Below are 15,602 nucleotides of genomic sequence, written 5' to 3'. Positions count from 1 at the left end.
TCCAGCTGGTCCGACCTATACTCTCGCCACTGGTCTGATTTCTAAGATGTACCTCAGACCCTACACTTCGCGCTCCTGTTACAGCACGTAACATAGTTTGTATAAAAATAAATCATTGAGGTTATGGTCATGAGCCAGAAAACCCTGTTTACAAAGTCTGCTCTCGCAGTCGCAGTGGCACTTATCTCCACCCAGGCCTGGTCGGCAGGCTTTCAGTTAAACGAATTTTCTTCCTCTGGCCTGGGCCGGGCTTATTCAGGGGAAGGTGCAATTGCCGATGATGCAGGTAACGTTAGCCGTAACCCCGCATTGATTACCATGTTTGACCGCCCGACATTTTCTGCGGGTGCGGTTTATATTGATCCGGATGTAGATATTACCGGACATTCTGATTTAACCGGTCAGAGTGCAAATGCTAAAAATATCGCACCGACAGCATGGGTACCTAACCTGCACTTTGTTGCGCCTATTAACGATCAGTTTGGTTGGGGAGCGTCAATAACTTCCAACTATGGCCTGGCTACGGAATTTACCGACAACTACGCTGCTGGTATCTATGGCGGTAAAACCGATCTGCAAACAATCAACCTTAACCTTAGCGGGGCTTATCGCCTTAACAATAGCTGGAGTTTTGGTCTTGGTTTTGATGCAGTTTATGCCAAGGCAAAAATTGAGCGTTACGCCGGTTCGCTGGGGCCATTGTTGTCTCAACAGTTGATTGCCCAGGGTGTACCCGCTTCATTAACCAATGGTATTAATACTCCGGACTCTCAAATTGCTCATTTGAAAGGTGACGAATGGGGCTTTGGCTGGAACGCGGGTATTCTTTATGAACTGGATAAAGATAACCGTTGGGGGCTGACATATCGTTCAGAAGTTAAAATCGACTTCGATGGGGATTACAAAAGCTCCATTAACCCAAATCTGAACAATATTTTGGGTAACATGGGCTTACCGTATGGCACGATGGGGGCAACCCAAAATGGATCCTTAACGCTGAACCTGCCTGAGATGTGGGAGATTTCTGGTTATAACCGTGTTGCGCCGCAGTGGGCAATTCACTACAGCATGGCCTATACCAGTTGGAGCCAGTTCCAGGAATTGAAAGCGAAAGGCGATAGTGGTCAGACTCTGTTCTATAAAGATGAAGGATTCCGGGACGCGTATCGTATCGCGTTGGGTACAACCTACTATTATGATAAAAACTGGACCTTCCGTACCGGTATCGCTTATGACGACAGCCCGGTTCCGGCAGATAAACGTTCTATTTCCATTCCTGACCAGGATCGTTTGTGGTTAAGTGCTGGGTTAACCTACGCATTTAATGAAGATGCATCCATTGATGTTGGCGCATCTTATATGCATGGTCAGAAAGTGAAATTCACCGAAGGTGAAGGAGCGGCAGCTTATTCCTTCGAGTCTGAAGGTAAAGCCTGGCTGTTCGGTACTAACTTTAACTACGCGTTCTGATAACGCGTTAGCTTAATAAGAAAAAAGGTGAGTTTTGCGACTCACCTTTTTTGTTTGTTTCTTATTCAGAATCGATATCTTTTAAATCATCCTGAATCGCTTGCGCGTTCGGATTTTCCTGCGGTTTGAGTTCACCGCCATTAGCGATGAAATCATGACGCTGGAAGTACGCTTCACGCACCATAATATAAGGATCGGAGGACTGACGCAGCAGACCGTCGGAATCCAACAACTGCGCACGAGTTTCTATCCCTTCAAGCGTCCATTTACCCACAGACATCGGCCAGGTCAGCCAGGAAAGAACCGGGTAAAGACTATCCGCCATATCACCACCGTCATCACGCAGCGTGAAGCTACCGTAGAACGGTAACTGAACGTACGGCCCATAACCCACACCATAATGACCAAGCGTACTACCGAAGCGGTGAGGTTCAGTCCGTTGCAGTTTCGGGTTCGCCATCCCTGCAACATCAATAAAGCCGCCCATTCCCAAAATGGTATTCAGGAAAAAGCGGGTAAAGTGGACCATCCCCTGATAAGGGTCGCCCTGCAAGAAGTAGTTAACCATCACCGCAGGTTCTTCAAGGTTGCCGGTAAAGTTGCTCAAACCGTTACGCGCAGGTTGCGGAACATAATCACGCCAGGCGACAGCGACCGGTCGAACAATATACGGGTCTAATACATTGAAGTTGAAGTTGTACATAGTGCGGTTAAACCCTTCTAACGGGTCAGAACGCCCTTGCTGATCTGTACCGGAACTCGCACACCCCACCAGAAGCGTAGTTCCCAGAGCAAGCGCCGACAGGCGAAGCTTCATAAATGTCTCCCTGTTTTTTTATGGCTTATGCAGTTTGCCATCCATGACGGAACGATACCGTATCCGCCTGTTTAGGTGTGGGCGATTGTAACAGCACGTCAACTGATGTCCAGACGCCCTGATTTGCTGATTTGATCATAGCCTGGTAATCGCCGCCCTGTAGGCTACTTGATTCTATAGAAACAGAAAAAGGCAAACGCGGCCTTTTCTACATTTTCAGAGTAACTCCCGCCAGTTGCGAGCAAAAAAGCCGCTACGCTTTAGCTATACGTGCTAATTCAAGAGAAGAGACCATGGACAACGACAAAATTGATCAACACAGCGACGAAATTGAAGTTGAGAGCGAAGAAAAAGAGCGCGGTAAAAAAATAGAAATAGATGAAGACCGACTCCCCTCCCGGGCGATGGCAATTCATGAGCATATCCGCCAGGATGGTGAAAAAGAGCTGGAACGCGACGCAATGGCGCTACTGTGGTCAGCCATTGCGGCGGGCCTGTCGATGGGCGCTTCGCTACTGGCAAAAGGGATATTTCATGTCGAACTGGAAGGCGTGCCGGGCAGCTTCTTGCTGGAGAATCTCGGTTATACCTTTGGTTTTATTATCGTCATAATGGCCCGCCAGCAATTATTTACCGAAAACACCGTAACTGCGGTACTACCCGTCATGCAAAAACCGACAATGAGCAACGTCGGCTTACTTATGCGGTTATGGGGCATCGTGCTGCTGGGTAATATTATCGGGACAGGTATTGCTGCGTGGGCATTTGAATATATGCCTATCTTCAATGAAGAAACTCGCGATGCATTTGTCAAAATCGGCATGGATGTGATGAAGAACACCCCCAGCGAGATGTTTGCCAACGCGATCATTTCCGGCTGGCTGATCGCCACTATGGTATGGATGTTTCCTGCAGCGGGTGCGGCAAAGATTGTGGTGATTATATTGATGACCTGGCTTATTGCCCTGGGTGACACCACCCACATCGTTGTCGGTTCTGTTGAAATCCTCTATCTGGTGTTTAACGGCACGCTGCACTGGAGCGATTTCATCTGGCCCTTCGCACTACCTACTTTAGCGGGGAACATCTGCGGCGGCACCTTTATCTTCGCGTTAATGAGTCATGCACAGATTCGTAACGACATGAGCAACAAGCGCAAAGTAGAAGCACGTCAAAAAGCAGAACGTGCGGAAAACATTAAGAAAAATGATAAAAACCCGGCATAAATGGCGAGGGTTTAAGCAATCGAGCGGCTGTGTACTTACCCCGTAGTCCATTAGCGGGTATACTCATGCCGCATTGTCCTCTTAGTTAAATGGATATAACGAGCCCCTCCTAAGGGCTAATTGCAGGTTCGATTCCTGCAGGGGACACCATCTATCATCCCCCTCGCAATAACCCACTTACAATCAGTGAGTTATCTTAAAATCCTTAGTATAGTCAACCAGTACTTCGATATGTGAACGCAAATCATCATGCATTCGTGAACTTAACTGGAAACCTCCCCCATTCGATGTCAAAATGACTACCCCAATAAGTTGCCAATAATCAGGCTAATCAATACGGGTCAGTCTTGCTGGTCAGTGACCATAAAAATGTCACCTCATATTAGACACAGCAAATAATTGTGTCGATTAAACATACTACCTTCAGCATAACCGTTCCTGAAAAATTATTATATTCAGTAATCTGAATAAATTACTGGCCTGCTATTTTTCTTAGCAACCATATTTAGCAGCAAGCCAGCAAATCTGAATGATTACAGATGCTGGCCTGCTGAATCTCCCTTCTGGAAATCGTCAGAATCTAGTGATTACTTACTTTGTTCTGGTTTCTCTTCATTCTTATTGTGCACTTCCACTTTGGGTAACTGATTAAAAACCAGATTTTCTTTTTCAACCAGAGCCATGACTTCTTTGGTGATATCAGCTGACTCGTTATGCGCAAGCACAACACCTGAAGACAATACAGCAATATTTTTAGGATTGTCTTTTCTCCATGTACCTATGGCATTATCTATCGCACGGGATAACACCATTTTTGCGCTATTTTCCTCAATAACACATTGTCGCTCCAGTTTTTGTCTGGCATCAAGAAGCAGCGCCTCTTTATTCGCGTTATCTGCGAATGCTTTTTGCGCATCCTCATAGCCTTTTTCAAGAATACTCTTAACCTCATTCAGATGCTTTCTGACCATGTCTCCGGCGGCAGACTGATTATAAATAGCATCGATATTAACAACTGCAATTTCTTTTGACTTTTTCATATAAAAAACACCAGTAAGTACAATCAGCAACAGCAGCACTACTGCATTAACAACAGAAAATTTCATTACAGAACTCATTATGACAACCCTGAGGTGGCAGGAGGTCCCCTCCTGCCACTGTGTGATTAGAATATATATTTAATACCCAGCATTGCCTGGGCATCACTGTACCCTTTATCGCCAGCCTGAACACCAACATTGCCCCAGACATTCAGGTTATCTGACAATTTACCCTGAACACCCGTTTTGACTTCAGCAATATTTGTAGCTCCGTCCTGACTGAGTGCCGTATTATCCATTTTGACACCCCAGCTCCGTGTATTATGGATCCAGTTAACTTCCACAAATGGCTCAAACTGATGCGCCTTATTATCATCAGACGCACTCTTACCTTTCAGGTAAGTTCTGACGCCCAGACGACTCTGGATATTACCGTCTCCGCTGAGCTGAACTTTCGTGCCATTCTTCTCCGTATGCTCACTGGCTCTTACATTCATCCACGTGATCTGGGACTGCGGCTGAATATACCAGTCATAGTGACTACCCTGGCTACCGGTAAATTCGCCGGCTTTAAAGGTATAACCCGCTTCCACTGAACCGGTAAATCCACGGGATTTCCAGGACTCCGCAGCCAGTTTTTCACCATTAACGGTATTATTAAACCATCCGTACTGGATCCAGGTATCGACATAAGCCCCGTTGTCATTACCGTCATTCTGCTGCCACGTTCCGTATAAACCGGTGCTGTATCCATTGATCGCACCTTTAGATTTATATCCCGAAAGCGAGGATGTCGTGGAACTCTTCTCATTTCCATAACCGGCCATAATCCCCTGTTGCAGACGGTCCTGACCGTCAGTCCATTGCGCAATGCTGCCACCCAGTTGCACAACATAACGGTTACTTTGCGTATTCAGCTGTGAACTGCTGTCCTTCCAGCGATTATGACCGCCGATATGACGCATCCACATACTTGTTGCTTTCTTCTCACCAGTAAACACATCGGTATAGTAAGTTTCCCCCTCACGATCGTGCATTCTGATGTTGAACAGCGTGTTGGCTGCCGCTATGTTCGCAATATAAGAGCCCGCTTCCGGACGATAGACCTTCTGTACAGGTTTATCCGGCGTGGGGTGTGGCTGTGGCTGCGGTTGTGGCTGCGGCTGCGGTTGTGGCTGCGGCTGCGGTTGTGGCTGCGGCTGCGGTTGTGGTTCTGGCGGCAATTCAGAACGCAGATACCAGTTACCGTCAGTACCACCCGCATTACCTTTATGCAGGAAATATTCCCACGCCCCTGCCACCGCACGGTTCTGCAGTCTGAAGTTACCGTCAGACTGCCCACCGACATGCACAATCTCAATGCCGTCAGCGGTCTGAGCCCCCTGGCCCCGGACATTATTCACCACCACGCCGGTATCACCGGAGGTGTTACCCGTGACAATCAGTTTGTCAGTGGTAGAAGTATCATCCCCCAGCACGGTATTGATAATTAACGTACCGCCACCGGTGTAATCGCCATTTACGGTCAGGGTATTTCCTGTCTTACCACCGGCCAGACGAATGACGCCGGTATTGGTCAGTGAGCCAACGGTAAAATTGCCCACCTCTGCCGTTTCATAACCTGAGAGAGCATTCAGTGATGCCAGTGTTCCCTGGTTATTAACCTGACCCGAAACGGTCCCCAGCCCACTCAGTGTGCCGCCATTAAGAACATGAATGTTTTTGGATCCTGACAACGTCGCGCCAGCGGCACGGGTGACTGAATCATCACCGACAATCAGAACGCCACTCTCAACCGTGGTATCACCGGTATAAGTCAGCTCATGATTAATGATCAGATTACCCGCCCCCTGTTTCACCAGAGCGCCGGAGCCAGTAATATCATTCTTCAGTAACCAGTTTCCACTGGCGGTAAGCCAGGTGACACCATCACTGTCAATCAGCCCGGTGCCCAGGTGTTTTTCATCTGAAGCCCGCAGAGCAGCATCTTTCTGCACACGGAATTCACCGCTGAAATTACTGTTATCCCCGGAAAGCGTCAGATCAGTGGTGTTCAGTATACCCACTGAACCTTCTCCGGAAAGCGATTTACTCAGGTTACTGCTGACTCCGCTACCGTCGGCGATATCAATCGCCAGGCGATCATTAAGGCTTTCAAAGCTGATGGAGCCCTGGCTTCCCAGCCCCTGTGCGCCGTTCATTTCAACCAGCGCCCCCTGGGTAAGGCTGGCATTACCGGTAAACCCGATATTGGTGCCATGTACCGTCAGATTGCTGCCCGTGACAGCCAGCGTTCCCTCACCGGACAGCACGTTGTTTTCAATGATGCCACCATTATCATCCCCCGGCTGACGCTGCGTGCCGCTGACCGTTAGTACACTACCGCTATCAAGCTGAATGTGCGCTCCCGTTTCTGTCTGCAGTGCACCGACAGTCTGGCTGTATCCGTTTGTTCTGAAGACGGCATTGCTGGCGACGTTCAGATTACCTGTTGCGCCAAGTACATTATCATTTGCCATCTGTAATGTGCCGCTGCGCACCAGCGTATCCCCGGTGTAGTTATTACCGCCGTTAGACAGTGTGACAACCTGCCCCGCAGCTTCGATGGCCAGATCCCCTGCCCCCGTTAACTGTGCGCCAAGATCTGTCTGCAGTCCCTGGGCATTCGCTCTCGGTGTCAGCACCAGCGCTTTATCACCGGTTCCCTGTAAATCCAGCGACTTCAGCCCATAGCCTATGTACAGTCCGTCACCTTTAATACCGTCGGAGCTTCCCAGCAGCTTATAGTCATAATTTCCCTGAGCTACAACTTCACCGCCCTGAGTGACATCAAACGTCTGACTGTGAGAAATAGCCTGCCCGTTTTCATCCACCAGTTGCAGTTGCCCGCCAGTACCGGTGACGGTACCCGCTGCATTCACCAGCGTGACCAGGGTCTGCGCATCATCCTGCTCCAGCAAATTCTTACGGGTATCAACAGCCGGAATATCATTAATCACTTCATCTGGCATGGTGACCTGAATTGTGCCTTTCCCCCGGATATCCAGCGTACCTGCAGCAGAGGTTTCAATACTGTTGCTGGCAATGGTATCGCCCGGCATAACGGAACCAAAAATCAGCGTTCCGCCATTGAACCCAAGACCGCCAATCTGCTGAACACCGGAGCCAACCGTTGTGATATTCCCGGTTTCAGACATCAGCATTGCATGGGTTAACCCGCTCGTATTCAGCCCTTCCAGAGCAAAGCTACTAGTACCCAGCTTCAGAGTTCCGGCAAATTGATCCCCGACGTTATGGCTGAATTCAAAAGCAGATGTGTCGGCATCAAGACGGGCAGACAGTGTTCCTTTGCCTGTTAACAGTGGATCAAAGGTAAAGTTGCCTGCAACTGCGGGAATAATGGCCAGTTCGCTGCCCGATTCAATATCGACGGAACCCGGACCGTTCCCCCCATCGGTCAGCACAAGAGCTTCCTTCAGAGTGACAAGTGAACTGTTCTTCAGCCCGACATGTTCGAAATTCTGTAGTTTTACAACAGAATCCAGCGTATGAATGGCGTTATCAAAAATCAGGGAATCAGAATCTCCCTGCCCGCCATCCAGCAGGTTCCAGGTTGCCCCTTCACCTTTAATGGTGAAGGTGTTCTTCCCGGTACCGGCAGTAACCTGATCAACATGAGTCTTACCATTGAGTGTTACATTATTATTGCCATTTCCTGCAGTCACTTCTCCTGTCAGTGTGCTGCCATCATCAAATAAAAATGTATTGTTACCCTCTTTCGCACTGACGGTTCCGGTAATACTGCCTTTATTGGTGAATGTGTTATCACCGCCGTTCAGAGCCACAACCCCCTGAATTTCAGCACCGCTGTCATTCAGTACGGTGGTATTCACGGCGTCATCAAACGCCATTGCAGTCCCGGTGGTGGACGCAGCTTTAATCTGACCTTTATTGGTAAAGGATTGTGCTTTTGAAGCATCCACTACGGCATGACTCAGAGAAGCAGAGATGAGATTACCGCTCTGAACCACTTCACTGGCTGCATTGTTAACCACCAGAGCGGAACCGCCATCGGCCTGTATAACATTGACACTTGCACCACTCTTCACGACAGCACCATCTTTAGTGTTGGCGAAAATACCCGTGCCGTCCGTACCCTTCAGGTTAATGACCAATCCAGCGGAGTCAGACATATCCAGGTTATTATCGGTTTCACTTCCGTCAGCTTTCTGGAACGCCAGTGCAATTCCACTGCCGTCTACATTAATAGTGCCGCTGTTGGTCTTGGCCAGGGAGGCAGAAGTACGTACACCAATGCCATCAGCCACATTAATTTCAGTCGTATTGGTTAACTGAATGCCTTCAATTTCTGCGCGGTTCTCAATCCCGTGACCGACCGCACCTGCAGCATTAACATTGATTTTCGCACCATCAATAACCAGCCCCACAGCCCCTGTATCCAGCAGGATGCCATGCGCATTTTTCTGACCTTCGATCGTACCCAAGCCACTCCCTGCCAGGTTCAGTGACGCGCCCGCCCCCAGCTTAATGGCAGCCTCACCATCCACAGCGACGATATCCCCTCCTGTGCTGGTAATCTGAGACTGTGCACCTTCAACAAATAATGCAACGCCATTGACCGCAATACGGCTTCCTGTATTTTCAAAGCGGCCGTTATCAACCCAGACGCCGATATTATCTGTACCGGTAGTGAAATCAATGTTGCCGTTGTTAATCAACAGTCCCTGATTACGCGTAATAAAGCCCTTGGCATTATTCAGCGGCGAAGAGATATCTGCCTCATTGGTAATAACCGAGCCAGTATTCGTTTGTGTAATACTGCCATCCAGAGCGTATTCATTTCCGTCAACTTCCGCGACAACAGCGCCATCCCCTACAAGGTTAACTGATGCCCCCTGTTTCAGCGTCGCTGTCGCACCACCAGTTACATATAATCCCTGAGCCTGAGCGCCCAGGATCTGGAAATCACTGCCAGCATCAGCCAGGACATTGCTCCCTTTCCCTGTGGCCCAGATACCACGGCTGCCTGTCCCGGAGGTTTTCATCAGCAGAGAGCCGGCCTGTTTTGCCCCATCTTCAATACGGAAAAGTACAGAACGTTCCCCACTGGCATCCAGCAGAGTTCCCGGTGCAATATTCGTCTTAATGGTTGCACCATCTCCGATAATACGAAAAGCAATCTGATCGGTAATACCAGAGCCGTCAGCAGCAAAGTTCGGTACTGCCGAACCATCAAGGTTAACAGTCCCTTTATTGCTGGCCTCAACGCCAATCGCCCCCTGTCCCTGCAAAGATATAGTACCCGCGGTCATATTAACCGTTGTTGTTGTACCAGATGCTTTTATACCCGTTGTACGGTTAGCATTATCTCCTCCCTTGAGAACGAGATTTCCCGAGTTATTAATCGTTGTAACATCTTGTGTGGCATTAGCAATTAGTCCCACACCACCATCCTGAACTGTAATATTTCCGCTGTTGGTACCAACAGCCCCCTCCTCAACCCGGACGCCCACTGTATTCTTTCCAGTAAAGATGATATTACCGGTATTATTTAGAGTGGCCCCATTACGGGCGATATACCCGGTCACTTTATCCTGGGTGGAACTTAACTGAGCCCCCGCCGTTAATAGTGTGGTCTTGTCCTTCGGATTAATGAGTTTGCCGGAAATATCATAGCCATTGCCATCCGCAATACCGGCTATCGCACTGGCATTATCCATATTGATAATGGCATTACTTTCAATTGTGCCCTGCGCTCCCCCTTCAATTAAAGTCGCTGTAGCCCCCTCACCCGTCAGGTTGATGGTCATTCCTCCAGACGTTACTGTCGAGGCCACACCGCCATCCGATTTCCCCGTGGCAATAAGTGCATAAGAGTTCTTACCAGACGCCGTAAGTGCAGAAGAAGCATCTGCAGTTCCCTGGAATGTCGCACCACTGGCAATACGGAATAATGTTGAGTTTTCAGTGGACACATCCATAACACCGCTTCCGGTATTATGAATGGCAGAGTCCTTTCCATAGACATAAAAGCCTATCTGATCGCTGCTGCCAAATAGCACTGCACCATTGCCTGACAGGGTCAGACTGCCGCCATCTTTAGCAAAAACCCCCACAGCCCCCGTACCGGCAAGACTGATTTTTCCGGATACATTAACATTGCTTCCGGCACCTTCCACCCAGGCACCATAGTTACGGAAACCACTACTGATACCCTTGCCGCCAACATTTATCGTACCGTCAGAATTCAACTGTCCTGCATTGATTACCTGTAGCCCGGTGCTGTTCAGACCATTAACATTGATAATCCCGGAGTTTTTCATCCCGGAGCTATTATTTGCCAGCATGCCAACATTCAGTGCAGGTGCATCACTGTCATGACCGTCAATAGTGATAGTCCCTTTATTTACCACATCAACAGTCCCGGCATCCTTTGCCAGGATTCCGTAGTTCCCCTGAGCCCCCCTGCCCAAAAAAATAGTACCTTCATTAACGACTTTGTTTGCACCATTTTGTACTTCAATCGCAACAGAACCCACAGCCGAATGAGTCGCAGTTTTATCCTCCGCAATACCTACATTGATGCTCCCGAAGGCCGAGTTAATAAAAGAGCCTCCAGCTCCAACATTTACACCTCGTGTTTTGCCATTATTATCATTAGTTGATGCATCGGCAGTAATATTTATTGTGCCTTTATTTGTTGCCATGCCCCCATTACTAACAACAATTGCGGTGTTAATCCCCTCTGGAGCGAAAGCATTTTTAAATGGGCGAATATTAATAACACCATTATTAATGGCTGAAGAACCATTACTACCGGCAACCATCCCCTCTGCCTGGAGAGCATATTTATCATTATTATCCCAAACAAAAAGTGTACCATCGTTAACAATGGTACTGTCTTGATAGGCAATCATTTCAGTACCAATGGCATCAATGACCCCTTCATTAACACCGGTCCCACCATTAGTTGCAACGATCCCTCCTCCATTCCCATAGGCAGGAAGAACTCCAGTTAATTTACCCGTTTTACCTAATATTGCTCGTGCGTTATTGGTTGCATGGAGAACAGCAAGCAGCCCTACATTTTCTTTGTAAGGAGTTGAGTCTATACGTCCCCCAGCGGTCATATCCACATTGTAATTATGCTTGGTGACAATAAGGGCCTTATTAAATTCAGCATCATACTGCTTATAAGAAAGCGTTTTGTCCTCTAGTGACTTTATCAAATATTGATTATATTGCTTTAAATCATCAAGAGAGTTAATATGGTGTACTTTTCCCGCCCAATCAGTAATTGTTCCAGCATATTTCATTGAGTCAATGATTTTTTGAGTAACGCCGCCCCCCTGCATGGTTGCACCAGGCTGAAAATAAAAATCATTGACCGAGTTCCATACAACAGAGGAACCTTCTCCATCAGCTACAGCAAGCTGTGTATTTTTAAAAAAATTACCGATTGCTGGTGAACCCACATCCAAAATAGCTGTACCGCCATTATTGGCTGTTACAAAACGTGTCGCATTGAAAAAATCCGCAGTGCCACTAAAACCAGGAATGGTTTCATTTCCCCCAGTCCCCGCATCGCGTTGTGAGAAAGAGTCAGTATCAAACACTTGAAGTGTTTGAGAAGCGCCAGTAACCTCATCCTTCACTGTAATGGTTTTTGTTTTTTCTCCGGTATTGACGTAAATCAATCCGGATAAATTATCTCCAGTGGTGTAGCCATTTAAAATTGCCTGTTCTACAGTCATCCAGATAAGACCTGACCCACCAGACTGGACGACATTTGGACCAGTGATGTATTCGGTTTTACCACTTACTGTTGCAGCCCCAACACCCGAGTTATTCGTACCCGGACGCCAGTCTGGTGACAATATGACATCTGCCATTGCGTTATTGCAATTAATTGCAATAGCGCCCCCCAGAACCATTGCTGATAAAGCAATTCCTAAGCGAGTTGATTTACATTTTTTTCTACAACTCGTCAATTCTGAAACAACATCCCATTTTTGGGTTGTATGGTTCCAAATGACTTTATATACTTTATTCATAACACTAATACTCTTGAACGCACATTATAATTGAATATTTTCACTAATAAGGGAACACGGAATATTTATAAATTGATGTAAACGTTTTACCCCGAGTTTATCCATAGCTCTACGACGATGCGTCCACACAGTCTTACTGGATATACCCAAGGTGTTCGAGATCCATGCAATATCTTTTCCTTCCTTGGTATATATAAAGATACTTTTCTCCCTCGGGGATAATTGTCGTTCTAAAAAAGAAACTTTATGATTCGCGCGAATATTTTTTTTGCACCTCCAGCCATTGATAAATTTATCTATATAGAAACAAAATTGCTCTGCTGTTAATTTCCACGGTATGAAAGGTATGCCTTTATTACTAACTACACCATTATCCCCCCATGCCAGGCACGGAATATTGACAGGCTGGCTTTTTAGCCATTGGTGAATGAAATACAGTGAGCGTATACAGGTAGTAGAATCATTATCAGGGAATACAGGTAACAACAACGATTGCTCATCCCGAAAGCAAGATGTGCCAAAATCACGAATCAGAGAAGAATAGTCGTCCACAGCGATGACTTTCACGTACGAAAAACCCCGCCAACGCATACTCTTAATTGCTTGAATTATAAAAGTATTTTTTGTAGTCGTAATCAAAACCATGCAATCAATTTCCTGTTATCCCCTTTCCCAATTTCCTTTTGCTTTGCACACCGGGGGGAGACAAACCTTGAGGCACAGGTTTACAAAATGACCCATTTTGACAACATCAATTTAATTAACTACAAATAGCACAAAACGCAGGTAAAAAACCTGCGTATTTATTTTAATTCAGAATATAATTTTGATTGTTATTTACATTTTGGCTTTATACGCCAGAGATTAAAAAGAAGACAAACCTACCTCTTTATGTGTAGATTGACGCCGCACATTGATCTAAATCAGTAAATTTAATGTTTTTTATAGAAAAAAATGTTTTTCTATACGAGAATTTCTAAACAAAGATTGGGTTTACATTTTGGGTCAAAATGTTGCTTTTTTGCATCACCTATCCCCCACATTTTTTCAAATCTCATTGAATTAGAAGCAGTATAAATTACCGTATGCCTGATATTACGATGCCCGAGATAGTCCTGAATAAGACGGGTATCCACACCATTATCTGCTAGTGAATAACCACATGCATGGCGTAACATATGTGGATGAACTTTAATATTTAAACCTGCATTTTTACCCGCAGCAGAAACTATGTTATAAAATCGTTGTCTCGATAATGGTTTTCCTGTTCGGGAAACAAATAACCACGGGTTATCATTGAAATGTTTAACATTTAATGAATTCCTTTCATTCAGCCAGTTTGTTATTGCAATCACCTCTTCCTTTTGAAGTGGATGGACTGTACTGAATCCATTTTTTATCCGTTGAATATATATTTTTTCTGTAGTTAGTTCTAAATCCGACAACTGCAGAGATAAGAGCTCACTAACACGCAGACCATGAAAATAAGCCAATAAAATCATGCAAACATCGCGTGAAGAGCAACTCTTTTGTTTTACAGATTGAAGTAGTAAATTAATTTCATGATGCGTTAAAAATTTTCTGTTTTGCATAAATCACCTCTATTTATATGAAATAGCCATGTCAACTATGATGAAAGAATTACATTTAGTCAATAATATAATTCATATAGTTGCTGTATGATTATAGATTAATTTATTAAAATTCACCTAATCTAATTAATCGCTTGTAAACGCATATAAACAACCTTCGTTATGTAACTATCGTTCAAAACTCTCTTGTAAATATAAAGAGCCCTATAAGATGATTATAAAAAAGTCCTACAACCCGAAATAGCATTCCCTCATAAAATTAAGCTCAACATCGGCATATTTAAAAAGTATCCAATGCAATTAATATTTTATCTAAAATTAACATTGTATCTTGTATATATTACATCCATGAATGTATGGATTTTTTTATTTAAAAATTAATGCACTATAACAAAAAACATCACCAAGTGTTAAAACTAACACAACAATTAACCAAAATAATATGGCTGTTTATTTTTCATCCGTAAACAAAAAGGTACAAATATTTTCACCACAAAAAAACCACCAGCATGGCATTGAATTACCATTCACAATACACACCTCCTTTCGCTTATTTATGCTCATTGGTTGACTAATAATGATCTATACCCCCTGGGCAACTATCTCTCTGGCGGGGTATTGATGAATATCCATTTAGTGGCATAATTTAAACCCCAGCTCATTATTTGCTTATAAAAACAAGCAATAATACCAGGCTCTGGTATTTATAGTTTATTTTTTAACTTAATTAATATAACCGATAATATTATGCGCAAATTTATTACTCATAGTGAATGGTTGTTATTTTTTGAAGCCATCAACGGTTCAAAAAATGAAATTAGAGATAAAGCCATGTTACAAATGGCATATGTACATGGTCTTAGGGTAAGCGAGCTTATTGCACTAAAGATTAGCGACATTGACTTTTCAGAGTCAGCAATATATATCAAGCGTTTAAAAAATGGATTATCCACAGTACATCCCCTGCAAAAAGAAACTGTTCTGTTATTAAAAAAATGGCTAGCACTACGTGATAACATAGTAAAAAAACCTTTTGAAGACTCTTTGTTTCTTTCTTGTCAAGGAAATAAAATCTCGAGACAATATGTGTATAAGATGTGTAAGAAATATAGTCACAATATGAATATTAATATTCATCCTCACATGCTTAGGCATGGTTGTGGGTATGCTTTAGCTAATCAAGGGTTAGACACCAGACTAATACAAGATTATTTAGGGCACAGAAATATACATCATACGGTATTATATACAGCCAGTAATGCAGCAAGATTTAAACGAGTATGGGAGGGTGATGTGTTAGATATAAAGAAGATATAACCCCTGTTCTAAAGGCCTCAATTCATTGAGGCTTTTAGCCCCTCATTTTTATGACATACAACTGA

8 protein-coding genes and 1 tRNA gene are annotated in these 15,602 nt (G+C 45.1%); 4 read left to right on the top strand and 5 right to left on the bottom strand.

The window, feature by feature from the left end:
- The first annotated feature begins 129 nt into the window (after positions 1-129).
- The gene (gene fadL, locus HBM92_RS07310) at positions 130-1,470 is read left to right on the top strand and encodes a long-chain fatty acid transporter FadL (protein WP_001350318.1); all 1,341 of its coding nucleotides are present in this window, start codon (positions 130-132) and stop codon (positions 1,468-1,470) included.
- A gap of 61 nt (positions 1,471-1,531) precedes the next feature.
- Here the strand turns inward: fadL and mlaA are convergent, their stop codons facing one another.
- Positions 1,532-2,287: a phospholipid-binding lipoprotein MlaA gene (gene mlaA, locus HBM92_RS07305; protein WP_000776774.1), complete on the bottom strand. Its 756-nt coding sequence runs from the start codon at positions 2,285-2,287 to the stop codon at positions 1,532-1,534.
- 293 nt (positions 2,288-2,580) lie between these two features.
- Between mlaA and HBM92_RS07300 the strand changes: the two genes are divergently transcribed.
- Positions 2,581-3,513, top strand: a complete 933-nt coding sequence (locus HBM92_RS07300; protein ID WP_000368121.1) for a formate/nitrite transporter family protein — start codon at positions 2,581-2,583, stop codon at positions 3,511-3,513.
- Positions 3,514-3,588: 75 nt separating this feature from the next.
- Positions 3,589-3,663, top strand: a tRNA-Arg gene (locus tag HBM92_RS07295).
- Positions 3,664-4,100: 437 nt separating this feature from the next.
- Here the strand turns inward: HBM92_RS07295 and HBM92_RS07290 are convergent.
- The 4 genes from HBM92_RS07290 to ipuA all read right to left on the bottom strand — a co-directional run bounded on the left by HBM92_RS07290 (position 4,101) and on the right by ipuA (position 14,220).
- Positions 4,101-4,631 carry an OmpH family outer membrane protein gene (locus HBM92_RS07290; RefSeq protein ID WP_000100043.1) on the bottom strand — a complete coding sequence of 177 codons (531 nt, stop codon included), beginning with the start codon at positions 4,629-4,631 and terminating at the stop codon, positions 4,101-4,103.
- A gap of 47 nt (positions 4,632-4,678) precedes the next feature.
- Entirely contained in the window at positions 4,679-12,628 is a 7,950-nt protein-coding gene (locus tag HBM92_RS07285) for a phase-variable autotransporter adhesin UpaE (RefSeq protein WP_001537816.1), read from the bottom strand.
- A gap of 24 nt (positions 12,629-12,652) precedes the next feature.
- Positions 12,653-13,273: a helix-turn-helix transcriptional regulator gene (locus HBM92_RS07280; RefSeq protein ID WP_000243056.1), complete on the bottom strand. Its 621-nt coding sequence runs from the start codon at positions 13,271-13,273 to the stop codon at positions 12,653-12,655.
- Positions 13,274-13,590: 317 nt separating this feature from the next.
- A complete protein-coding gene (ipuA, locus tag HBM92_RS07275) occupies positions 13,591-14,220 on the bottom strand; it encodes a tyrosine-type DNA invertase IpuA (RefSeq protein ID WP_001181152.1) in 630 nt (209 codons plus the stop codon).
- A gap of 747 nt (positions 14,221-14,967) precedes the next feature.
- On the opposite strand from ipuA, the gene ipuB reads away from it, so the two are divergent.
- A complete protein-coding gene (ipuB, locus tag HBM92_RS07270; RefSeq protein WP_001224626.1) occupies positions 14,968-15,537 on the top strand; it encodes a tyrosine-type DNA invertase IpuB in 570 nt (189 codons plus the stop codon).
- Positions 15,538-15,602: the final 65 nt, after the last annotated feature.

It is taken from the genome of Escherichia sp. E.sYA108 (assembly GCF_011754335.1).
Taxonomy (GTDB): Bacteria; Pseudomonadota; Gammaproteobacteria; order Enterobacterales; family Enterobacteriaceae; genus Escherichia; species Escherichia coli.
Note: the sequence above shows the minus strand (reverse complement) of the source record. Positions and strands in the feature narration are given on the sequence as shown.

Coding starts and splice junctions, on each gene's coding strand:
- fadL (WP_001350318.1), top strand. CDS start 130: ATGAGCCAGAAAACCCTGTTTACAAAGTCTGCTCTCGCAGTCGCAGTG.
- mlaA (WP_000776774.1), bottom strand. CDS start 2,287: ATGAAGCTTCGCCTGTCGGCGCTTGCTCTGGGAACTACGCTTCTGGTG.
- HBM92_RS07300 (WP_000368121.1), top strand. CDS start 2,581: ATGGACAACGACAAAATTGATCAACACAGCGACGAAATTGAAGTTGAG.
- HBM92_RS07290 (WP_000100043.1), bottom strand. CDS start 4,631: ATGAGTTCTGTAATGAAATTTTCTGTTGTTAATGCAGTAGTGCTGCTG.
- HBM92_RS07285 (WP_001537816.1), bottom strand. CDS start 12,628: ATGAATAAAGTATATAAAGTCATTTGGAACCATACAACCCAAAAATGG.
- HBM92_RS07280 (WP_000243056.1), bottom strand. CDS start 13,273: ATGGTTTTGATTACGACTACAAAAAATACTTTTATAATTCAAGCAATT.
- ipuA (WP_001181152.1), bottom strand. CDS start 14,220: ATGCAAAACAGAAAATTTTTAACGCATCATGAAATTAATTTACTACTT.
- ipuB (WP_001224626.1), top strand. CDS start 14,968: ATGCGCAAATTTATTACTCATAGTGAATGGTTGTTATTTTTTGAAGCC.